The 23,867-nt window shown below is 45.7% G+C and carries 19 protein-coding genes; all 19 read right to left on the reverse strand.

All coding sequences use genetic code 11. From position 1 onward, the window contains the following. Positions 1-134 precede the first annotated feature (134 nt). Entirely contained in the window at positions 135-410 is a 276-nt protein-coding gene (locus EBO34_RS20000; protein ID WP_122901962.1) for an RNA-binding S4 domain-containing protein, read from the reverse strand. A 59-nt stretch (positions 411-469) separates the two neighbouring features. Beyond that, entirely contained in the window at positions 470-1,936 is a 1,467-nt protein-coding gene (gene yabN, locus EBO34_RS20005) for a bifunctional methyltransferase/pyrophosphohydrolase YabN (RefSeq protein WP_122901964.1), read from the reverse strand. A 2-nt stretch (positions 1,937-1,938) separates the two neighbouring features. Continuing rightward, positions 1,939-3,555, reverse strand: a complete 1,617-nt coding sequence (locus EBO34_RS20010; protein ID WP_122901966.1) for a putative polysaccharide biosynthesis protein — start codon at positions 3,553-3,555, stop codon at positions 1,939-1,941. Positions 3,556-3,755: 200 nt separating this feature from the next. Then, positions 3,756-4,295 carry a stage V sporulation protein T gene (gene spoVT / locus EBO34_RS20015; RefSeq protein ID WP_122901968.1) on the reverse strand — a complete coding sequence of 180 codons (540 nt, stop codon included), beginning with the start codon at positions 4,293-4,295 and terminating at the stop codon, positions 3,756-3,758. A gap of 302 nt (positions 4,296-4,597) precedes the next feature. Then, the gene (mfd, locus tag EBO34_RS20020; protein WP_122901970.1) at positions 4,598-8,152 is read right to left on the reverse strand and encodes a transcription-repair coupling factor; all 3,555 of its coding nucleotides are present in this window, start codon (positions 8,150-8,152) and stop codon (positions 4,598-4,600) included. Positions 8,153-8,291: 139 nt separating this feature from the next. Then, entirely contained in the window at positions 8,292-8,522 is a 231-nt protein-coding gene (fin, locus tag EBO34_RS20025) for an anti-sigma-F factor Fin (protein ID WP_122901971.1), read from the reverse strand. Positions 8,523-8,617: 95 nt separating this feature from the next. After that, entirely contained in the window at positions 8,618-9,178 is a 561-nt protein-coding gene (gene pth, locus EBO34_RS20030) for an aminoacyl-tRNA hydrolase (protein WP_122902030.1), read from the reverse strand. 490 nt (positions 9,179-9,668) lie between these two features. After that, positions 9,669-10,325 (reverse strand): 50S ribosomal protein L25/general stress protein Ctc, encoded by a 657-nt coding sequence (locus EBO34_RS20035; RefSeq protein WP_122901973.1) that lies wholly within the window; start codon positions 10,323-10,325, stop codon positions 9,669-9,671. 164 nt (positions 10,326-10,489) lie between these two features. Further along, positions 10,490-11,443 carry a ribose-phosphate diphosphokinase gene (locus EBO34_RS20040; RefSeq protein WP_122902032.1) on the reverse strand — a complete coding sequence of 318 codons (954 nt, stop codon included), beginning with the start codon at positions 11,441-11,443 and terminating at the stop codon, positions 10,490-10,492. Positions 11,444-11,483: 40 nt separating this feature from the next. Continuing rightward, the gene (gene glmU / locus EBO34_RS20045) at positions 11,484-12,848 is read right to left on the reverse strand and encodes a bifunctional UDP-N-acetylglucosamine diphosphorylase/glucosamine-1-phosphate N-acetyltransferase GlmU (protein ID WP_122901975.1); all 1,365 of its coding nucleotides are present in this window, start codon (positions 12,846-12,848) and stop codon (positions 11,484-11,486) included. 415 nt (positions 12,849-13,263) lie between these two features. Further along, on the reverse strand, positions 13,264-13,554 hold the full coding sequence (gene spoVG / locus EBO34_RS20050) for a septation regulator SpoVG (RefSeq protein ID WP_122901977.1): 291 nt from the start codon (positions 13,552-13,554) through the stop codon (positions 13,264-13,266). A gap of 268 nt (positions 13,555-13,822) precedes the next feature. Further along, a complete protein-coding gene (gene fabG / locus EBO34_RS20055) occupies positions 13,823-14,563 on the reverse strand; it encodes a 3-oxoacyl-[acyl-carrier-protein] reductase (RefSeq protein WP_122901979.1) in 741 nt (246 codons plus the stop codon). Between the two features lie 36 nt (positions 14,564-14,599). After that, entirely contained in the window at positions 14,600-15,889 is a 1,290-nt protein-coding gene (locus EBO34_RS20060; RefSeq protein WP_122901981.1) for a GntP family permease, read from the reverse strand. A gap of 31 nt (positions 15,890-15,920) precedes the next feature. After that, positions 15,921-17,501 (reverse strand): acyl CoA:acetate/3-ketoacid CoA transferase, encoded by a 1,581-nt coding sequence (locus EBO34_RS20065; protein ID WP_122901983.1) that lies wholly within the window; start codon positions 17,499-17,501, stop codon positions 15,921-15,923. Positions 17,502-17,888: 387 nt separating this feature from the next. After that, a complete protein-coding gene (locus tag EBO34_RS20070; RefSeq protein WP_122901985.1) occupies positions 17,889-19,940 on the reverse strand; it encodes a sigma-54-dependent Fis family transcriptional regulator in 2,052 nt (683 codons plus the stop codon). A 66-nt stretch (positions 19,941-20,006) separates the two neighbouring features. Continuing rightward, positions 20,007-21,185 (reverse strand): acetyl-CoA C-acetyltransferase, encoded by a 1,179-nt coding sequence (locus EBO34_RS20075; RefSeq protein ID WP_122901987.1) that lies wholly within the window; start codon positions 21,183-21,185, stop codon positions 20,007-20,009. 117 nt (positions 21,186-21,302) lie between these two features. After that, positions 21,303-22,115, reverse strand: a complete 813-nt coding sequence (purR, locus tag EBO34_RS20080) for a pur operon repressor (protein ID WP_122901989.1) — start codon at positions 22,113-22,115, stop codon at positions 21,303-21,305. 77 nt (positions 22,116-22,192) lie between these two features. Further along, a complete protein-coding gene (gene ispE, locus EBO34_RS20085) occupies positions 22,193-23,056 on the reverse strand; it encodes a 4-(cytidine 5'-diphospho)-2-C-methyl-D-erythritol kinase (protein WP_122901991.1) in 864 nt (287 codons plus the stop codon). A 438-nt stretch (positions 23,057-23,494) separates the two neighbouring features. Next, positions 23,495-23,686, reverse strand: coding sequence for a small, acid-soluble spore protein, alpha/beta type (locus EBO34_RS20095; protein WP_122901995.1), 192 nt, complete (start codon positions 23,684-23,686; stop codon positions 23,495-23,497). Between the last annotated feature and the right edge of the window lie 181 nt (positions 23,687-23,867).

Consider the following 23,867-nt stretch of genomic DNA (forward strand, 5'->3'; position numbering starts at 1 on the left):
AAAAAACAAGCCTATGTTATGTAGAACAGCCCCCATATCAGTACCCTTCATCTGATGATATGAAACCCGGGTTTACAGGGACTGCATTTTTTTCTTTTAATGCGATGACTGTGTTAAAGATCTTTGTTGACTTATTAAATTTCAGACTGTTCGTCTCTTAATGACTCTTCTTTTACTAACGTATAAAGGGTCGCCGCTTCATCTTTTCTCGTTGATTCTTCAAGCCTGTCTACTGTTACTGTTACAATTTTCTGGCCGAAGCGGATCGAAATTTCATCCCCTACTTTAACATTCGCACCAGCTTTCACAGTTTGACCGTTGACGGTAATCCGTCCTTGTTCCGCAACTTCTTTTGCCATTGTTCTTCTTTTGATCAGTCTTGAAACTTTTAAATATTTATCGATTCTCATGGTTGCTGCCACTCTCCTCACCCTTCAATATTTGTATGTGCTGCTGTTAAACAGATCCATTATAACCCCTGTTCTTTTGCTCTGTCCCAAAGGGCATCCAGCTCCTCCAGGGTATGCTCTTCCCAGGCAGTCCCTGACTCCTGCAGCGTTTTTTCTATAAAGCTGAATCTGCGGACGAATTTTTCGTTAGTCATACGCAGCGCTTCCTCCGGTTCGATCTTATAATAGCGTGCGATATTCACAATAGTAAACAGAACATCTCCAAACTCTTCAGCTGCTGCTTTTTTGTCTTCCTTCAATAATTCCTGCTCCCATTCAGCCAGCTCTTCCCGGAGCTTTTCGTGCATTGGCTGTGCATCGCCCCAGTCAAAACCAACCTTCGCTGCTTTCTTCTGCACCTTGTATGCCCGAAGAAGACTTGGAAGTGATTTCGGTATACTGTCAAGAAGACCTTCAGACATTCCTTTTTCTTCTTTTTCAGCCTGTTTGATTTTCTCCCACTGCGTCACGACAGCTTCAGGATCATCTGCTTCTGCAGTCTCGAACACATGAGGGTGGCGGCGGATCATTTTTTCCGTAATTGATGTTATCACATCAGAAACCGTGAAATAGCCGCTGTCCTCCCCGATCTGTGCATGGAGCATGACTTGAAGAAGAACATCTCCAAGCTCTTCAGCAAGATGATCCTCATTTTGTTCATCGATCGCTTCAAGAACTTCATACGATTCTTCCAGGAGGTAAGGCTTCAGAGACTCGTGGGTTTGCTTTCGATCCCAGGGACATCCATCCGGACCGCGAAGGGTAGCAATGACACTGCGCAGTTTCCAAAATTCATGGGTAAGCAACGCTTCATCTTTTACCGGCGGTACGTATACTGCAGTCAGGTTGTTCAAAGACGTTACACGGTCAAGCTCGTAAAGGGGAACTTCTGTCAACACTTCCTCCAAGCTTCCCGCTGCTGTTACTACCGTTACAGGATAATCATCAGGAAGAACGTCCATTAATGTAAGTTTAACTTCAGATGCAATAAAGGCATCATACACCTGGCAGATAACGATGTGGTGGCGCAGCTGCAGCTCATCCTGCTTTAAGGCCGTGCCATCCACTAACTGAAACCCTTCAATCGGATCAACCTTAAGAGAAGCAAATACCGGATCAAGAAAACTTTGTCCGCCTTCAACGGTTACAGTCACACCGTGAGCAGATGCACCGTTAAGGAGTCGCTGAACGGTTTCTTCCGCCACTAAAGGGTGACCCGGTACAGCATAGACGATATCTTCATCCTTTGCTTTCTCAAAGAGTACCCTTGTAATTTCCCCGTAAACATCAGAGAATTGGTCTTTTGCTTCATATATATGATCAAAACTTTCCGGATTCAGCCCTTCTTCCTTAAGTTCGCGCAGAACCGGATGCTCTTTTGTGCGTACATATAATGAAGAAACTCGTTTTAACTTTTTGTAAATACCAACAGGTAATTGGTTGAGATCCCCGGCACCGAGGCCTAATACGGTTATTGTGCGGGCCATTGTCAGTCAGCTCCTTTTTTCCGTTCCAATTTTGAAATGATTGAAGATAATTTGGGAATGTCCTTCCACTCTTCATTCCTGAATAGGTTTAACTTAACAGCGGCGACAAGGAAGGCAGTCCCACCAATCACGGATGAAGACAATGCAGTGAAAGCAAATCCTGTTCGCGTATCAACGCCCTCGAGCCAGACAAACTGCCAGGCCGCAGCCGTCGTAATCAGGAGGGCCGCCGCTAAAACCCAGCCTTTTGTTACTGTTTTTTTCTCTATGCGAAGTAATCCTGCTTTTGTTAAATAAACAAGTACAATTATTGCAACTACAAGGTAGCTGATGAGGGCAGCTGCAGCCGCTCCGGTAATATCAAGAAAAGGAACAAGAATAACATTCAGTACCCCTTTAACTATCATTCCTGTGAATACAGCGATCAGTAAAATACGTCCTTTTCCTACGCCGTGGAGGACGGCAGCGGCCGTAAGAAAAACAGAAGCTGGAAAAACGGTCATGCTGAGAATCTGCAATGCCAGTTCCCCTTCTCTGTCTGTGAAAAGCATAGGATTCAAGGACGGCATGATCACTGCAAGTCCTGTAGCAGATGCCCCTCCAAAGATTGTCCCTATTTTTAATGACCGGACAGCATAAAGGCGCATCTTCATTTCATCGTTGTAGTAAGCAGCTTTTGCCACCAGAGGAACAAGGCTGAGAGAAAACGATGTTGTGATGACCGTTCCCATTTGAACCATCGGCCACCCTCTGTCATATATCCCCTTCAATACAGGAATCATTTCTCCATCAATTCCTCCATGTCCCAGCAGGCGGACCATCGTTAATGCGTCAATCAACTGCATCAGAACCAGTGACATAGCGCTGATACAGACAAAAAAACCGCCTGCAGCAATCGCTTTCGTATGTTTCCTCCATTGTACAACGGCCCTCTTATTACTCAAGCCTCTTTTCTCTGACATGGCTGTGAGTACAAAAAGCGCGGCCACTGCGCCAAAAAAGGAACCGAGTGCGGCGGCGACACCCGCTTCATAAGGTCCGTAATGCTGCATTGCCCATGTGGAGAGAAGCAGAATAGCAGCCACCCTGACACTCTGTTCGACAACCTGGGATACGGCTGAAGGAGTCATCCACTGCATTCCCTGGTAGTAACCTCTTAAAACAGAAACAAAAGGCATGATGAGAAAGGGTGCCGCCATTGCTCTGAGAGGCCAGGCCAGTTGATCATCTCCAATCCATCCCGCAAGAGCAGGTGCACTGGAGTAGAGAAGCAAGCCAAGAACCAAATTGATACAAGCCACCACAGTCAAAGAAACAATAAGCAGCCCTTTGACACCTTCTGCTCCTCTTTTCTCCCATTCATCTGCAACGAGCTTCGAAATAATGACAGGAAAACCATATGTAGCCAGGACTAAGGCTATTCCATAAAACGGGTATACTTGCTGGTAGACATAAAAACCAACGTCTCCTGTAATGTTTTGATAAGGGACTTTATATACTGCGCTCAATATTTTTACAATTACAGCAGCAAGGGACAGATATAAAGCGCCCTTAAGAAACGACTGTCTGTTTTGTTTACCGGCGTTTTCTTTTTGTTTCCTGTCTGCTGTCTGATCCATCTTCTGCACACCCGTTCACACTTGCGGGGCTTAGATACCCCTGACTTTTATTTGATTATTATAGCATATTTCCCGGGACATACACGCCGGCAGTACATCGTCAGGGACTGCACAGACGTGCAGGGCAGGTATTTTAAGGACAGACAAAAGAGAGCTACCTTGTTTTGATAGCTCTCTTCCCCTTCAATGATTATGAAGTATTATTGTTCCATTTGACGAGCGAGGAATCCTGCTGCTGTTTCTGCAAGTTTCTTCTCTACATCTCCCATCTTGGCGCTCTCCTTTGCGAGAAGTACCACTGCACCAATCGGATCTCCGCTGGCAATAATCGGGGCAATAACATACCCGCTCAAATTGTCCTTTGCTTCTCCTGCGATGTTGTACTCGCCCGCACTCGTTTCAATCAGGGTTTTACGGTCATTCATTGCTGATTCAACAAGGTCGCCAATGCTTTTATTTGCATAGTCTTTTTTAGAACCGCCTGCCACTGCGATATACGTATCACGATCAGCGATGAGTACAGGATGACTCAGGCTGTCGTAAAGTGCTTCCGCATATTCTTTTGCGAAATCCCCCAGCTCGGAGATCGGAGAGTATTTCTTTAAGATTACTTCCCCGTCACGGTCAACGAAGATCTCAAGAGGGTCTCCTTCACGAATTCTCAGTGTGCGTCTAATTTCCTTCGGGATGACGACCCGGCCTAAATCATCAATGCGACGAACAATTCCAGTTGCCTTCATACATGCGTTGCCTCACTTTCCTTGATGTAATCACGTAGATGTTGTGCAAGCAATGTTTCTTTGCCAGCTTAAGCTTGTACTTATTATCCAACTAATAAAAAGAACTATTCACCAATTGTAGAATAAAATTGCGTATCTGCCTGCTTTCATTGGAAAACATATTCCATTTATCGTTGCAAGGCGTTTATTTAGGAATATAATGGTAAATTTGCGTCCGTGCAGATCCATTTATCGGGAATTAGACAATTTTTTTCAAAAAGAGGGCTAATCATAAGGTGGCACTTATAATTAGCCCTGCTTATTTACCCTACCGGCTCTTTACGGACTTCATCAAGCTGTGATAACGCTTTTTCAAGAGCATTCAGGTATTCATCGTCTTTTAATGTTTTTCTCTTAATGTGAATCGTAATGGAATTGCCTGTCATAGACAGGTTCATCTTCCGGGAGATCTTATTGACGAGGCTGAAAAGCTTCGACCCGTTGATCCCCTTCGTTGCTTCAGGTGACAGGATCACCTTACATTCGTTGTTCTTTTCCACAATGGACTGTACTTGCTCCTGATAGGAGTGTACTTTAATTTTTGCCACTTGAAACAGGAATTTTACCTCTTTAGGATAATCACCGAACCGGTCTATCATTTCATTTTGAAGATCAAGGATATCCCGCTGTGTTTCAAGCTCTTTAAAGCGTTTATACATATCAATCTTTTGCTTGGAATCAGGAATATAGGATTCCGGTATATAGGCATCCACCTTAATATCCACTTCAAGTTCAGGCTTTGCTTTTTTCTTCGTTTCTTCCCTGCCGCCGCTTTTAACCGCGTCTTTGCGCTCGTCGATGGCTTCTTTGAGCATCTGGGAATAAAGATCAAACCCGACAGACGCAATAAATCCGTGCTGCTCTGCCCCAAGAAGGTTACCTGCCCCGCGTATGGACAAGTCACGCATGGCAATTTTAAATCCGCTGCCAAGTTCCGTGAACTCTTTAATCGACTGCAGACGTTTTTCCGCAACTTCCGTTAACACCTTATCCCGCTGGTGGGTGAAGTACGCATACGCTACCCGGTTGGAACGGCCTACGCGGCCACGGAGCTGATACAACTGGGACAAACCCATACGGTCGGCGTCATAAATGAGAAGGGTGTTTACATTAGGAATATCCACCCCGGTTTCAATAATGGTCGTAGTCACAAGGACGTCTGCGTTTCCTTCAAGGAAATCAAGCATCACGTTTTCAAGTTCTGTCTCAGTCATTCGCCCGTGGGCAAAGCGGACGGAGGCATCAGGAACGAGGGTAGCGATCTTATCCGACATTGTTTCGATATCCTCTACACGGTTATAGAGGAAGAATACCTGACCTCCCCTGGCCAGTTCTCTTTCAATCGCTTCCCGGGTAAGAGCCTCGTTGTACTCCACCACATAAGTCTGAACTGGAAACCGGTTCTCCGGTGGCGTTTCAATAACAGAGAGATCACGGACCCCGAGCATGGACATGTGAAGCGTCCGCGGGATCGGTGTTGCTGTTAACGTGAGTACGTCGACATTTGCCTTCAGCTGTTTTATCTTTTCTTTATGGGTCACGCCAAACCGTTGTTCTTCATCTACCACAAGGAGACCGAGGTTTTTAAACTCCATGTCCTTCGATAAAAGGCGGTGGGTTCCGACTACAATATCCATCGATCCTTTTTTTAGACCTTCGACCGTTACCTTTTGTTCTTTCTTTGAGCGGAAGCGGTTCATGAGACCGATATTAATCGGGAAATCCTGAAAACGTTCGCGAATGGTTTCGTAATGCTGCTGGGCAAGGATGGTCGTCGGTACAAGAAAGGCTACCTGTTTTCCATCCATAATGGCTTTGAAAGCGGCGCGAAGAGCAACTTCGGTCTTTCCATAACCAACATCCCCACATAAAAGGCGGTCCATCGGTCGGTCCCGTTCCATATCTTTTTTGATTTCCTCGATAGCTGAAAGCTGATCTTCTGTTTCCTGATATGGGAAAGAGTTTTCAAATTCACGCTGTTCAAGACTGTCTTCTGAGAATGCAAACCCTTTACTGGACTCCCGTTCCGCGTAAAGCTTGATCAGATCGTCTGCAATATCTTCAACAGAGGAACGGACTTTCTTTTTGACTTTTTTCCAGTCGCTTCCGCCGAGAGCATAAAGCTTCGGTTCTTTGTCCTCTGAACCCACGTATTTCTGTACCTGATCAATCTGGTCTACCGGCACATAGAGCTTGTCATCGCCTGCGTAGGTGATGTGCATATAATCTTTATGAATCCCGCCGATATCCAGTGTTTCGATCCCCAGGTACTTTCCGATTCCATGATTGATATGAACAACCCAGTCGCCGACCTTCAGTTCAGAGTAGCTTTTTATCCGCTCTGCGTTAGAAAGTTTCTGACGGCTCCGTTTTGGACGGCGAGATTTCTTCGTGAAAACTTCTTCCTCTGTAATGATGATGATCCGCTGCATCGGAAGCTCAAAACCGGATGTTATCTGGCCTGTTGTAATGAGAGCTTCTCCCGGTGCAGGACGGTTTTCACCGGCCGTGATACCCGCTTCGATGTCATAGTCTGAAAGGACCTGCTTCATCCGTTCTGCACGGTCCTTGTCTCCTGCTACAAACAAAATGCGGGCTTCCGCCTCTTTCCAGCGCTGAACTTCTGTCTTAAGCAGATGCAGCTGACCGTGGAAGTTCTGCATGGACTTGGCCTGGAAGTTAACGATATTCTTCGGGGCCGTTGAAGGTACATGGCGTAAAAACAAACTCATGTACACTCTTGGCACTACCGTTTTTTCCATCAGTTCGCTCCAGGGCTTTGAGATGACAAGATCTGAGACAGTGGCTCCCTGGCTCAGCATCGTTGTCTGCCATTCAGCCTCTTCCTTGTCAAGATTCTGAGCCATTTCCTGTACGCGGCTGATTTCATCAATAAACACTGCTCCGTCTTCGGGGAGGTAATCGAGAAGTGTCGTCTTCTTGTCATAATAAAAAGCCATGTACTTGTACATCGAATCAAATGGTGTTTGTTGTTTCAGCCACCCGATTTCTTCACCGACTTTTTCCGAAGCCAGCTCCTTGGTTTTAGCGTCTTTCATCTTTGTCAGTGTTTTTGACAGAGCCGCTTCAAGACGGGAAGCGCCGTTTGCAAAATGTTCATCATCTACGAGCACTTCTTTTGCCGGGCCGATCCAAACGTGCTGAGTCTGATTCAATGAGCGTTGTGTTTCCACGTCAAAATGCCGAATCGAGTCTACCTCTGTATCAAAGAGTTCAATTCGGATTGGGTGTTCTTCAGTTAATGGATAAATATCGATAATTCCTCCGCGCACGCTGAATTCTCCAGGTGAAGAAACCATGTCTGTGCGTGTGAAACCCATGGAAACAAAGCGGGCGAGAACACTGTCAAGATCCAGGTCTTCCCCTACCTTCACCTCTGCCTGACAGCGCGCCCACACTTCTTTTGGAGGTAACAGGCGCCTCAGGCCGGCCATAGGCGTAATGACAATACCAGCCTTGTTATTTGTCCAGTGATTAAGCGCTTCAATCCGCTGTCCTCTCATTTCAGGAGAAGCAACGGCAATCTCAGAAGCAATTAATTCATTTACAGGGTACAAGAAGATATTCTCATCATTTACTAGAGATGTGAGATCATCGTACAGCTTTTGTGCCTGATACAGATTGTGGGTAACAATAAGCTGCGAACCCTTTGTTTTTTGATAGATTGAAGCCAGTAAAAGAGAGCGTGACGAGCCCGTAAGCCCTGCTACCATCTGTTCTGACAAGCTCGCCTCTATTCCGTCCGTTACGCTTGCTACGTCATCTCCCTGGCCAAATAATTCTATTAAACCTTTCAAGGTGATTTCCCCCCTTGTAATATCCGGGTACTTGCTATTCTAGCAGTCATCCAGTCTTTATCTTAAAGCAGAAAAACGCTTTGGCTTAAGCTGCCAAAGCTTGGAGCCACCGGTATACGGAGGCTGGCCGTTTTATCCCTTATTGGAGAAAGGACTCATACTGGTGGTAATCGGGATGATCCGACAACGTCTTTTCGCAATCTTCACAGATCGTATCCACGTGGATATCTCCACGGTTATCATAACGTATCATATTCTCCCGTTCCTCTTCGTCCAGCATATGAAACCCTAATGTTTTTTCATCCGCCGTCCATTCACTGATGGTTCCCAGCTTAGTACCGCAATGGCGGCATTGATAATGAATAGCCATCATGTATCCTCCTCACAAAACTATGCAGCAACTCCCTGTAATAGTATGAACGGAGAAAATACGGGCTATTCATTTCAACTGCACTTCGGGTATGGTTACTTATTAAATTCGTTCATAACCTGATTAAATGGCTCTTTTGTCCAGGCACCACAGGCGTCTGTTGCTTTCTCTACAGCTTCATCAATCAGTTTCCGGTCATCCGGAGAAAAACGCCCAAGAACATGATCTGTAACGGCCTGTCCGTGATCAGGCCTGCCTACTCCAATCCGGATTCTTTTAAACTGATCCGTACCGAGGTGCTGTATGAGTGATTTAATGCCATTGTGTCCGCCAGCTCCGCCTTTTTGTCTGAGTCTGATTTTTCCCGGGGCAAGATCCAGGTCATCATAAACAACAAGAATATCTTCCGGGGTCATTTTATAAAAATTCATGAGAGGAGCAACAGACTCTCCCGATAAGTTCATATAGGTGAGTGGCTTCAATAAGAAAATCTTCTCTGTTCCCATTCCGGCCGAGCCGTAAATGCCTTTGTGTTTACTCTGGGTAAGGTCAATGTTAAGTTTTTCCTGACACCGGTCAATGACTTCAAATCCTACATTATGCCGTGTTCCGTCATATTTTGTGCCGGGGTTTCCAAGACCGACGATAAGTTTCATAGCTGTGACCTCACTTTCTTCTTCACTGCTTTTGCTGAACCACTTTTTTAAAAACATAAAAGCCTCCTTTGTTCCGGGTTATGTATGGACGTTCAGGTTTTACTTCATGCTTTGATGAACACAGTTAAAGCAGGCTCTGTTAAAGGAAGACATTGATTTCCGCTCCTTTGCACTCCCTTTCCGGGGCACCGGTCAGCCTCCTACTCCCGCTGGAGTGTCAACGACTTTTAAATTAGCAATGACTTTTAGCCAATCGTAAAAAACCAAGCCTGTTTATAAGGTATTGTTTTGCAAAAACACAACTCTAAAACGGTGACATTAATTTCAAAGTTTGACTTTTTGGTTAACCTCCTCCACAACGGCAGGAGTTTCGGGCATTTCGACTGCGTCTTCTTTTTTACAAAAACAATTTTTAAGGATAAAGCTTTTTCATTCAAGGCGAAAAGAGGCATAACCACGTTGGTTATACCTCAGTTCCGCTGATCGTTTATTAAGACTCGTTGTTTTCGCTCTTTTTTTCGTTACCTTCTCCGTCGCCTTCTTCAGCATCCACGAGTTCAGGCTCCGCACCTTCTTCTGCTGCTGGTTCTTCAGGCTCCTCAGTTGGAGGTAATACGGATACAACGACCTCTTCAGGATCATTGTTAAATTCGAATTCTCCGATACCTTTAATGTCTTTAACCTGGATGGAATCGTTAATATCCAAGTCTGAAACATCAAGATTGATGGAGTCCGGAAGGTTGGCCGGAAGAGCTCTTACGGAAAGCTCGTATGCAGCCAGCTGCACGACGCCGCCTTCTTTCGCTCCTTTAGCTTCACCTGTAAGATTTACCGGAATATCAGCATCAAGTTCACTCTTCATATCTACTGCGTAGAAATCGAGGTGAATGAACTCGTTTTTAATACGGTCAACCTGCATGTCATAAATCATAACATCATATTTTTTCCCGTCTTTATCAAGCTTGAATACGCCGGTTTTTCCTACTTCACGGTAAGTTTTGATGAATTCAATTTCATCTACTGTGACAGGAGTTGTATCTAGTGTTTTACCGTATAATACGGCTGGAATGCCTCCTGATTGACGAATCTTATTGAGTCTTGAACCTCGTAAATCCTTTCGGTCTACTGCTTGCAATACTGTTGCCATGTCTAGTCACCTCATCCTTTTCGTATAATACTGTTTTACCCTACTATGAATGATTTGAAACCATACTTTGACTTGATCGCTGTTCTTTCTCAGCTGCTTCGTCGCCCGATAGGCTCTGTTAAAGTCAGATGTTGATTTACGCTTCAATCAACGCTTTTAACAGCTTAATCAAAAAGCTTACTTACAGAACGCTGCTCGTGGACGTGAATGATCGCCTTAGCTAACAATTCCCCAACAGACAGCATTGTAACCTTCCCTGTTTTCTTTTCTTCAGGGAGGTTGATTGTGTTTGTTACAACAAGCTCTTTGATTTTTGAGTTTTCAATGCGCTCCATGGCGGGACCAGAGAGTACAGGGTGTGTACAACAAGCGTACACCTCTTTTGCTCCCGATTCAACCAATGCGTTTGCCGCAAGACTCATCGTTCCTGCAGTATCAATAATATCATCGATGATAATGGCAGTCTTTCCTTCAACATTACCGACAATGTTCATGACTTCTGCTACGTTTGGCTTCGGACGGCGCTTATCAATAATCGCAATCGGCGCTTTCAGTCGGTCTGCCATCTTACGGGCGCGGATAACGCCACCGTGGTCAGGAGAAACGATAACCACATCGTCAAAGTTCTTTCCTTCAAAGTAATCAGCAAGAATTGGTACACCAACAAGCTGATCGACAGGGATATCAAAGAATCCTTGGATTTGCGTAGCGTGTAGATCAAGGGCGATCACGCGCGTTGCACCTGCTGTTTCAAGGAGGTTGGCTACAAGTTTCGCTGTGATAGGTTCACGTGAGCGTGCCTTTCTGTCCTGACGGGCGTATCCGTAATACGGCATAACTACATTGATCGTTTTTGCAGACGCCCGCTTTAGAGCATCGATCATAATAAGAAGTTCCATGATATGCTCGTTTGCCGGAGAAGATGTAGACTGAATCACGTAAGTATCACAGCCACGAATACTTTCTTCTATGTTGATTTGAATCTCACCGTCGCTGAAGCGGGAAACCGAACTCTTCCCCATTTCAATTCCGATATGATTTGTAATTTCGTGAGCGAGTTCCGGGTTTGAGTTTAACGTAAATACTTTAAGCTTTCCATCAACGTACTGAGACATGATAGCACTTACCTCCATAATGTTTAAAAATTTTTGAGTAGGGTTATTTATCTTTCTTTACGTAGTTTTCTTTGTTCGTCTGACGTTCGCGGGCAATAGCCAGCGCTTCACCCGGTACATCCTCCGTTATGGTAGACCCTGCTGCAACGTAAGCCCCCTGGCCTACAGTTACTGGTGCAATGAGGTTTGAGTTGCAGCCGATAAATGCTCCGTCCTCAATTTTCGTAAGGTACTTATTCTTACCGTCATAATTCACAGTAATCGATCCGCACCCTACATTCACACCATCACCGATCTCAGCATCGCCAAGATAACTCAGGTGAGACGCTTTGCTTCCTTGTCCCATCTTTGTTTTCTTAATCTCAACAAAGTTGCCGACCCTGACATTATCAGAGATGTCTGACTCAGGACGGATGTGCGAGAATGGTCCGATCGCAACGCTTTTTCCGACCTCACTTTCATGAACAACCGATTGCTTCACGGTTGTTTCGTTTCCAATCCGGCTGTTTTTAACTTCCGAGTGAGGACCAATGACACACTGCTCTCCAACTACAGTGCTGCCTTCAAGAACAACACCGGGATATAGAAGTGTGTCTTTTCCGATTTCCACGTCTGAGTGAATGTACGTGTTTGACGGATCGATCATTCCGACTCCGGCTTTCATGTGTTTTTCGTTAATTCGTGTTTGCATGACCTGCTCTGCCCGTGACAAAGCAACACGGTCATTTACACCCATCGTTTCATCAAAATCAGGTGTCTGATAAGCTGAAATCAGCTCCCCTTGCTTTTGAAGAATCTCGATTACATCCGGCAGGTAATACTCCCCTTGGACGTTGTCATTATTTACATGGGTAAGTGCTTCGAACAGCGCTTCGTTATCAAAGCAGTACGTTCCTGTATTAATTTCCTTTACACTTCGCTCTTCAGTATTTGCATCTTTATGTTCAACGATTCGTTTGACAGCATCATCTGCGTCTCTCAGTACACGCCCATACCCAGAAGGATCTTCTGCAATGGCTGTAAGCACAGTTGCTTTAGCCTCTTGCTCTTCGTGGTATTGAAGTAAAGCATTAATGGTATCCTGAGTGAGCAGCGGTGTGTCCCCGCACAAAACAACGGTAGTTCCTTTTTCACCCGCAAGTAAAGACTCGGCTTGCATAACAGCGTGACCCGTTCCGAGCTGCTCTTCCTGAAGGACATACTCAGCATCAGCGCCAAGCCGTTCTTTTACAAGTTCAGCTCCATGACCAATAACAGCAATTGTCTTTTCAACCTCACAGCCCTTAAGCTGGTCAACCACGTGCTGAACCATCGATTTCCCGCATACAGGGTGCAGCACTTTGTACAAATCGGATTTCATTCGCGTTCCTTTACCTGCGGCTAAAATAACCGCGAACCGTTTACTCATAAAATACCTCCAGGGTGCGTTTTTCCACTAATGAATATATCTTAAAACTAGCGATATTTCAAGGAAGCTTACTAGATTACCGGGTTTTCCATGATCTTCTATGTACCTGATATCGAATACCTCGCACTTAAGGCAAAATCAAATTGTAGCAGAATTATTTTCATCATAAAATTACATCGCTTCTTCTCTGCGTGATTTCCTTATGACAGAATTAATAGGATTTTCGGTAGAATTTTTCGCTTTTGCGACAGAATTATTTTCATTATCGATTGAATTATACCCGGTTTTGATCGAATTACAGCGCTTCTTCCTCTGACAGTAAGACTTTGATACTGTCTCCAGAAAACAGCCTGCAGAAAGCGTACAAAAATAACCCGGTCTCCTGAGTGACCGGGTTATATCCGTTGCAATAATTTTAAGAAGCACCTGCTTCTTCGTATTCTACTTCTTCCTCTCCAGCGCGTTCGTACTCTGCAAGAACAGCTGACTGGATTTTCTCTCTTGTACGAGAGGAAATCGGGTGCGCGATGTCTCTAAACTCACCATCTGGAGTACGCTTGCTCGGCATTGCTACAAACATGCCATTATTTCCGTCGATTACGCGAATGTCATGCACGACAAATTCATCATCGATGGTAATAGATGCGATAGCGAGCATACGACCTTCCGTGTTTACACGGCGCAGTCTCACATCTGTTACTTCCATATCTGCCACCACCTTTTCCGTATAATAAATTCTTGATTAACAAATTCAACGTTTGTTGGAAAATTCCTTCTATTTTTCCTAATTAAATTTGAAAAAATGTAATCGCTTTAATTTTCCGCCTCTAAAACCTTTGGCTTACATCGTTTTTACTATAAATTAACCCCGGCAAATGCCATTTGGCAGCCGGGGTTGCATATCATAGTCATCGACTTAAGGAAAAGCTATAGGATTACTTATTATCAACGAATGTAAACCGGAAAGGTGCTGCTTAAATAACCACACCGCCGTCAACACTTAAAATTTCACCGGTAATAAACCTTGCTTCATCAGAAGCCAGGAACAAATAAGCGCAGGCAATGTCCTCGGGCTTGGCAAGATCTTTAAGTACGGACTTTTCTTTCATCATTTCAAGAACCTTTTCAGGCATTTTTTCTGTCATTGGTGTGAGGACAAATCCAGGTGCAACCGCATTTACCCTTATATTGAAACGTCCCAGTTCCTTGGCCCACGTCTTGGTCATCCCGTTTACACCCCATTTGGTGGCTGCGTAGTTTGTCTGTCCGAAATTGCCGTATGTGCCGACAACAGAAGAAGCGTTAAGGATAACCCCGCCCTCCTGCTCTTTCATTACAGCAGCTGCTGCCTGGGCTGCGTTAAACACTCCTTTTAAGTTTACATCGATCACCCGGTCCCACTGGGACTCTTCCATTTTCAGAAGCTGCGCATCGGCTGTTATGCCTGCATTGTTGACGAGAATGTCAACACAGCCCCAGGAATCTTTTGTCTTATTAATCATTTCCTGCACGGCTTCCCGGTCCGTGACATTGACTGCTTCCGCAATAGCAGTCCCACCGGCTTTCTCAATTTCCTTTACAACTTCAGAGATATCCTCTTCATTGAGATCTGCTACAACGATCCGGGCTCCTTCTCTTGCAAATATAAGAGCTGTTTCTTTCCCGATTCCTCGGCCCGCTCCTGTAATAATGGCTGTTTTATTTTCAAGTCTCATCATGATCTCTCCTCATTCTTTACTTGTGTATTTAACTTAAAGCAATCCCACGATAGATACGAGAATCGCAACAAAAACAGATATGACCGGAATAACAACACCGACGACGAAAATGTCTTTATACGATTCCTTGTGACTCAGTCCCGTAATGGCAAGAAGCGTCAGAACCGCCCCGTTATGAGGCAGGGCATCCAGCCCCCCAGATGCAATGGAGGCGACACGGTGGAAGGCTTCAGGCGGAATGCCTGTTGCCATACTGATTTCGTAATACTGCTCTCCGAGAGCTTCAAGGGCAATCCCCATTCCCCCTGATGCAGAGCCCGTGGCCCCTGCCAGAACGTTGATTGCTGCTGCCTGGGAAATCAGTGGATTACCAGGAACACTCAACACAAGCTCCGTCATCCGTTCAAAGCCCGGAACAGCCCGTACGACCGCACCAAAACCAACTGCCGCACTTGTATTAATAATGGCAATAACAGAGCCGCTCGCTCCTCCATTAATCGCCTTAGTGAAATTCTTGAACTTCGTAATGTTTAACAGCATAATCGTTAAAATACCGATAATAAGAGCAATAACAATATCCAGCCCAAACACGTTTAATGTGCCGACTACGATTACAAGAGGAAGAAATGATAATAAAACGTTCGGGATTTTCCCGTCTTCCTCTTCCTCAACAACCTTCTTATCTTTCGGCTCTGTATAGGTTTCCCCTGCAGCTGTGAGCTTCTGTTCACGCCAGCGGAGGTACAGATAGCCGCCTACTGCCATTACGATGGCAGCAGATATCCCCATAACCGGAGCCGCCATGGCCGTCGTTCCGTAGTACGTTGTAGGAATCAGGTTCTGAATCTGCGGTGTACCCGGCAGTGCTGTCATTGTAAAGGTAAAGGCACCAAGGGCTACTGTTGCCGGGATCAGACGTCTTGTAATGTTCGCCTCCCTGAACAGCGCAAGAGCAAGAGGATAGACAGCGAATACAACAACGAACAAGCTCACACCACCGTATGTAAGAACAGCGGCAGACACGAGAACACCGAGGATGGCTCTCTGAGTCCCAATCACTTTCGTTAACGCAATGGCAACGGACTTGGCCATTCCGGTATCTTCCATCAACTTCCCGAAAATGGCCCCGAGCATAAATACCGGAAACCACGTCTTGGCAAAGTCAACAAACCCCTGCATGTACGTATCGGTATAGGCATCCAGGAGATCAAGCCCTCCTGTTAAAGCCACTACACCTGCTGCAATAGGAGCCACCCAGATAATTGACCAGCCCCGATAGGCTAAAAACATCAGTAATGCTAAACCTAGTAAAATACCAAACATTGCTTTTCCCCTCCCTGTTATCGTTTATTTTTTACACTTCGCTTAACGTTTTTTTCGGTGTACAAAGAGTACCGAGTCCCATCTTTTCATTATGAAAAATACTCATATCCATCGGTTTCAGTTCTTCGGAAATAACCGGCTCAAAATCCATCTGATTCAGGATGTCCTTTTCAAGGTCAACACCCGGTGCGATTTCTTTTAATACAAGCCCGTCGGGACCTAGTTCAAAAACTGCCCGCTCCGTGATATACATAACCGGCCGCTGGGTTTCAAATGCGTAAGGTCCGCTGAAGGTAACCTGCTCAACGTTACGGACAAATTTTTTAATCTTCCCTTCTTGGAGAATCGACAGTTTTCCGTCTTCGATGGAGACGTTAAGCCCTCCCGCTGTAAACGTACCGCAGAAAACAACTTTTTTAGCATTCTGGGTAATGTTGATAAACCCTCCTGCACCTGTTACTTTTGTCCCGAATTTGCTTACGTTGACGTTTCCTTGCTGGTCAAGCTGGGCCAGTCCGAGAAAAGCAAGATCGAGACCGCCTCCATCATAGAAGTCAAACTGATAAGGCTGGTCCACAATGGCATCAGGGTTAGTAGAAGCTCCAAAGCTCAGACCCCCTGCAGGGATCCCCCCGATCGGCCCTGATTCCACAGTAAGACGCATGTTATGAATAACACCCTCCTCACTGGCAACCGACGCTACTCCCTCAGGTACACCGATTCCGAGGTTTGTAATCGCATTTGGAATCAGTTCCATAGCCGAGCGTCTGGCAATGATTTTACGTTCGGACAAAGGTAGTGGCTTTAATTTATCCAGTGAGACTCTCACTTCTCCTGAATAGGTTGGGTTATAAGCTTCCGCAAACGTCTGCATATGGTTCTCCTGCTTCGCTTCCACCACTGCGTCCACCAGAATCCCGGGCACCTTCACCATGCGGGGATCAAGAGTTCCGTTTTCCACCACTTTTTCAACCTGCATAAGGACAATCCCGCCTGAATTTTTTGCAGCCTGGGCCATTGATAAAATCTCAAGGCTAGCTACCTCTTTTTCCATGGTGGCGTTTCCAAACTCATCCGCGTAGGTAGCACGGATGATTGCGACATGAACAGGGAACGTCCGGTAAAACAAATACTCCCGGTCCCTTACAGTCATAAGTTCAACCAAGTCCTCACTTGTGCACTCATTAATTTTCCCTCCGCCGTTTCTCGGATCTACAAATGTTCTGAGCCCGACATGGGAAAGTGTCCCCGGCTTTCCGGCTGCAATGTCACGGAAGAGGTGAGTAATAACCCCCTGGGGAAGGTTATACGCTTCGACTTTGTTTTCAATAGCAAGCTTTTGAAGTTTCGGTGCAAGCCCCCAGTGACCGCCGATGACTCTTTTTACAAGCCCCTCATAACCAAGGTGGTTAAGCCCCCGGTCTTTGCCGTCACCCTGTCCCGCAGCATAGACGAGAGATAAATCTCTTGGTGCTCCTTCTTCAAGAAAACGCTCTTCCAGTGCCTGGGTAAGCTCTTCAGGGTGCCCGTTTCCGACAAATCCCCCCGTGGCAATCATGGAACCGCTTTCTATTTTCTTTACGGCTTCTTTAGCTGTCATCACTTTACTCATGTGCATGGCCTCCTGCTCATTTTGGTTGTGCCCAAATAATATGCAAGATCAGTGCCAGCTTTTTTAAACAAAAAAGCCACAAAACGTTCACAAAATGATAAAAAACCAACGCAATTGTAAATAATTCCGAACATTTATTTAAACGCTTTCATTTTTAGTGTTCGTTTTTCTTTACAATAATGAACCGTTTTTATGTTTATGTTCACTTTACATTACACTTTTACTGGTGAAATGGTTATTTCGGTCTTATTCCGACAAAATAATTTATCTTTTTTATTTATTCCTTGTTTACAGGTACTTCTAACGTCAATATTTTAATCATGAGAACCAATTTTGCACAAAAAAAGCGCCTCATCAGGTATACTGTCACCTGATGAGACGCTCTCGTTACTTCATTCTGGCTATTTTTTCATACAATGCTGTTCTGCTTACACCGAGAAGTTTGGCTGCCTGCGATTTGTTTCCTTCTGTATAGCGAAGTGCATGTAATATCGCCTGTTTTTCCGCCTCCCGCATTTGTTCGCTGAGAGGCTCAGGCTTTTCCTTTACTTTTACGCCGGTAAGTTTATCAGGCAGGTGTACAGAGGTGATCGTCTGATAGGAATCAACCACATTCGCCGTCCGCTCGATCACGTTTTCAAGCTCCCTCGTGTTACCCGGCCAGTTGTATTTGACGAGGGTATCCATCGCCGTGCGGTCTATATATTTCACTTCCTTGCCAAGCTTTAACGAGAGCTTTTTCAGGAAATAGGGGACAAGCTGTTCAATGTCTTCCGGCCGCTCCCTTAAAGGAGGGATGTGAATGGAAAATACATTTAACCGGTAAAACAAGTCAAGGCGGAAATCCCCTTCTCCGATCATTTTTTCGAGGTTGCGGTTAGTGGCAGCAATGACACGGATATCCACTGGTTTTGCCGAAGTAGCACCGACCTTCTCTACCTCCCGCTCCTGTAATACCCGGAGGAGCTTTACCTGCATATGAATCGGCAGCTCACCAATCTCATCAAGAAAGATCGTACCTCCGTCAGCAGCTTCGAACTTCCCTTTCTTTCCCCCGCGCTTTGCCCCTGTAAACGATCCTTCGATGTAACCGAACAATTCACTTTCAATCAGATCATTCGGGATCGCAGCACAGTTCACTTTTACAAACGGACCCGGCGAACGTGGACTGGCATTATGAATCGCATGGGCAAAAAGTTCTTTCCCCGTCCCGCTTTCTCCAAGGAGTAAGACACTGGATTCCGTTTCAGATGCCTTTAACGCCAGCTCTTTTGCTTTCGTCCATTCAGAGCTTGTTCCGATGAGCTGATCAAACTGATACTTCGCCCGGTTTGTTTCGTTCCAGTCTCCCCGGTAGTTCGCGAGCTCCTTTTCAAGCTTTTCCATCCGCTTTTTCAAAGCTTTAAATCCACCGAGGTTTTTGAACAGCACCTTCCCAACTGCTCCCTCAAGCTTGCCGTCCTTAAAGATCGGCAGCCTGGTGGCCACCATATAATCCCCTTTAATCGGCTGTATGTCCGCGATTTCCGGTTTTCCTGTTTCAGCAACAATATGCATGCGGGTATGTTCGATCACATCCGTCACGTGCCGCCCGATGATGTCTTGTTCATCCATTTCCAGAAAAGAAGCATATTCCTTACTGATCATTGTAATGACTCCGTGCCTGTCCACCATAATGATGCCGTCGTAGGCAAGCTCGAGGATGGTTTCCATCTGCTCTGCTTTTTCTTTCCAACCCTCTTCTTCTCCATTCGTAAAAGAAGGGGCCATTTCTTTGAACCAAAGAGCAATAAACGTTTTTTTACCGGCTGTAATCGTTTGCTTTTTCACACGCATCTTCTTATCTTTTACATAAAAAGAATAAGTCTCTTCTGATAATTGATCAGATAATACATCTGTGATCTTGTTTTTATCCAGCACATCCGTGATCCGGTCTCCGGAATGAATAGAGAGGAGCTTTTCGGCCTGCCTGTTGGAGAAGATCACCTTGTGGCCGTCCCCGATTACGACAACTCCTTCCTCTTCGCCGTTCAGGAGAGCTTCAAGAATATCCCTTCTCTGTTTTGCGTCTTTTTCCACCGCCGCAAACCATTCTTCAGGATATAAAATCCCTGTTAGATTTCGCGATTCATTTACAACCGGTATCGTTGCCGGATTCCACTTAAATGACGGAAGGGGCAGGTCACCTTCCAGAACAGCAGATACCTGCCTTTCCATCATCTCTTCTACTTTCGTCTGAGGTGAGAGCCCTTTCATCATTGCTGTCATAAGCGTATCACCAGACAAGCTTCCTACCACATGGCCTGCATCATCAATTACAGGGGCATCGTAATTTTTCATGTGATACATCTTTGCCGCTGCTTCCTGCATGCTTTCATCTGTGTATAAAATAACAGGGGGTTTTTTCATTGCTGCTTTTGCCGGTACGCCCTCGTTCATGCTCCCACCTCCTCAGTCCGTCAAAATCAGTATAGCAAAAAACGGGTTCTTTGGCCCTGCTTTATGTTAACGGCTCACAATCAGAGAGGTCCCCTGGCCACCGCCAATACAAAGAGTCGCAAGTCCGCGTTTGGCATCACGGCGTTTCATTTCATGCAGCAGTGTCACAAGTATCCGCGTTCCTGAAGCTCCAATTGGATGCCCCAGAGCAATCGCGCCTCCGTTCACGTTCACTTTTTTCCGGTTCATTTTCAAGTCTTTTGTCACCGATAGTGACTGTGCAGCGAAGGCTTCATTCGCTTCAATCAGGTCCATATCGTCTATTGAAAGGCCCCCCCGTTTTAGCGCCTTCTCTGTAGCCGGAACGGGACCGTATCCCATAATATCCGGATCCAGCGCTGCATTGCCGTAGGATGTGATGGTGGCAAGGGGTTCAATACCGAGCTCGTCTGCCTTATCTTTTGACATCACAATCACCATTGCAGCCCCATCGTTAATACCCGACGCATTCCCTGCAGTCACTGTTCCGTCTTTTTTAAAGGCCGGACGGAGCTTTGCGAGCTTCTCCAGCGTCATTCCGTGCTTTGGAAATTCATCGTCTTTGACGATCAGCGCTTCTTTTTTACGCTGGGGAATTTCTACAGGTACGATTTCTTCATCAAACCGCCCCTCTTTTTGAGCTGCTTCCGCCCTTTGCTGGCTCGTTAGTGCATACTCATCCTGGTCTTCACGGGACAGCTCCCAGCGCTCAGCAATATTTTCTGCTGTCATTCCCATGTGAATATCCTTAAATGCATCGGTGAGCCCGTCACGAAGCATCGTGTCAATCATTCTGCCGTCACCCATGCGCTGTCCCCACCTTGCATTTTGCAATACATAAGGGGCATTACTCATGCTCTCCGTTCCTCCGGCTAAAATAACGTCTGCATCCCCAAGTGCAATAAATTGGGCTGCCATACTGACCGTTCTCAGTCCCGAACCGCAAAGTTTGTTTATTGTTGTAGCCGGCGTCGTATCCCGGAGTCCTGCGTGCAGGGAGATCTGGCGTGCAACATTCTGCCCAAGTCCCGCTGAAAGGACATTCCCGATCAGTACATCATCAATAATTGAAGGATCGATCCCCGCTCTTTCGATGGCACCTTCAGCAGCGATGGTTCCAAGCTCCACGGCTGACTTATCTTTCAGTCCTCCTGCAAAATTTCCGATCGGGGTCCGTGCAGCACTTACAATAACAACGTCTCTCATATTAGATTCCTCCTGTAGATTAAAAGTGAAGTTTCACCCTGTATTTAATGCAAGTTTTGTGCCAGAAAAACAAAAAGACCGCTCCTCATTTTAAAGGAACGGTCTTTGTTTTGCCGGTCAGAAAATGTTTCCGATTTCAGCTTTAATTGTTTTTTCTTTTGCATTCACCTGAGAAATCTTCGTTAATGACACATAGTCTGCCACAAGGGGCTCCTCATCATGAGTCGCTTCGGTCAGGACACCGATCCCCGCCACCGTTGACTGGAATTCGCTCACAAGCTCCATCATTCCCCGGATCGTTCCCCCTGCCTTCATGAAGTCGTCAATGATCAGCACGTTGGACTGGGGCTTTAAGCTTCGTCTTGCCAAAGACATTGTCTGGATCCGCTTTTTAGAACCTGAAACATAATTGATGCTCACAATAGAACCTTCTGTAATTCTGTGTTCATGGCGCACGATACTCACCGGTACATTGAGCTGTGCAGCTACTGCATATGCAAGAGGGATGCCTTTTGTAGCCATTGTCATGACGGCATCAACCTCCCCGTCACGATAGCGTGAGGCGAAAATACGTCCGATTGACTGAACCAGAGACGGATCTCCGATAATATCCATCATGTATAAATAGCCGCCGGGAAGAATCCTTTCCGGATCCTCCAGCCGTTCGCACAGGCCGTTAAGAAAGGTCGTTGCTTCCGATTTATCCACCCTCGGAATAAACGTAACTCCTCCCGTAGCTCCTGCAGCCGTTTCCAGAGTGCCAATCTGTTTAGCTTCAAACATCTCTTTTACAATTGACAAATCTTCACTGATGGACGATTTAGCCGCATGGTAACGCTCAGAAAAATAAGTAAGAGGCACCTGCCGGTGGGGATTATCCATTAAATAATGGGTCATATCCACCAGCCGCCCGCTTCTGCGAAATTTCATCGTTACCCTCCTTGTAAAACCCGAATATTTATAGTTAATATATCATTATTGTACGGATTTTACAAACGCATATCCGATTATTCGTGACGGGACCCCAACAGACGCACAACAAAAACCTGATCCACAAACCCTTTCAGTCCATTATAGATCCGGTCTGCCCGGGACTGATTTTGAACAAGGGCATAAATCGTCGGCCCGCTCCCGCTCATCAGTACACCGTTGGCGCCAAATCCCTTGACCCGCTTCTTCAAGTTGAGTACTTCGGGATTCAAAGAAAACGTCGCTTCTTCCATGGCATTTCCAAGCTCTTTGCAAATACGGTTAAAATCCTTTTCTTTGATCGCCTCAACCATGCTGGCTGTATCCGGATGTTTCAGTGAATCCACTTTTAACTTTCCATATATATCCTTGGTTGATACACCCATCGGCGGTTTAACAAGGACCACCCAGCACGGCGGCGGCGCAGGGATGTGTTCAAGCTTTTCGCCTCTCCCCCTTGCAATGGCTGTACCACCGTAAACACAGAAAGGAACATCGGAACCAATTTCAGCTCCAAGTTCCGCGAGCTCATCGAGACTGAGACCGAGATTCCATAAATCATTCAGGCCTCTTAACGTCGCAGCCGCATCTGTGCTTCCACCCGCAAGCCCCGCTGAAACCGGGATGTTTTTTTCAATATAAATATGTACACCTTCCTGAACGTTAAATCGTGTTTTCAGAAGTTTTGCAGCTTTGTAGGCAAGGTTTTGTTCATTGCTCGGAACAAATCCCTTATCCACATCAATGGTCATCGTTCCTTCCGATAAAACAGTTAAGTGTATACGATCGGCCAGATCCACAGTTGTCATGACCATTTCAACTTCATGGTAACCGTCGTTACGTTTTCTTAATACATCAAGTGTCAAATTAATTTTCGCTGGTGCTTTCACAATTCGATGCACGTCATCCACCTACTTTTTCTGGCATTTTCCCGAACGTTGTCGCTTTCGCTATTTTACCATTACTCGGTTAGGTGAACCAGTTTTGCCGGAAAAATGGCGTAATTATTTCCTTTGTCAAAGGCTCTGTTAAACTCAGGTGGTGATTTCTACTCATTGCGCTCCAATCAACACTTTTTTAATAACGAGACTTTGACTTTTTCAGTGGACGCACTGCGGGGTCTTGCCTGGCCCCCACTACCGCAGGAGTCTCAGGCACTTCGGCTTCATCGATCTTGTCAACAAAGGCAACAAGCTTTGATAGAAAAGACGTTTTGAAGCGGGATGCAGCCGGAAGATCCTTGCTTTCCGCGGAGGACACCTGCAATATTCTCCTGTTAAAAAAAGAGGCCCAAAAGACCAGTCGGTCTTTTGAACCTCATGTCACTGTTACGTTCGTTTTTAGTGTCTGTTCTGGTTTTGTCCGGTCAGCTGCTGTTGGGCTATCTCAACTGCCCGCTTGGTCATGTTTCCGGCGTCCCGTGAACGGATGCCGCCCCAGCCTTCACGTTGAACAGTATCATAGAAGCCTAAATCTTTTGCCAGCTCTTCTTTAAAACTTTCTGACATAACGCCTCTTCTTCTTCTGCCCATAGTTAAACCCTCCCATTAACAGTGACGCTTATAGTGTTACCTTGTGAGCACCTTAACTTTCATGCGTCTTTTGGCTTCAATGGAAGAATTTCGGACAAATAAAAAACGATTATCCAAAAAATTTCCTAAGATCGTTCCCTTAGACGTTTTTTTGAATAATCGCATGTTAAAAGACACTTCT

The sequence above is a fragment of the Alteribacter keqinensis genome, assembly GCF_003710255.1.
GTDB classification, from domain to species: domain Bacteria; phylum Bacillota; class Bacilli; order Bacillales; family Salisediminibacteriaceae; genus Alteribacter; species Alteribacter keqinensis.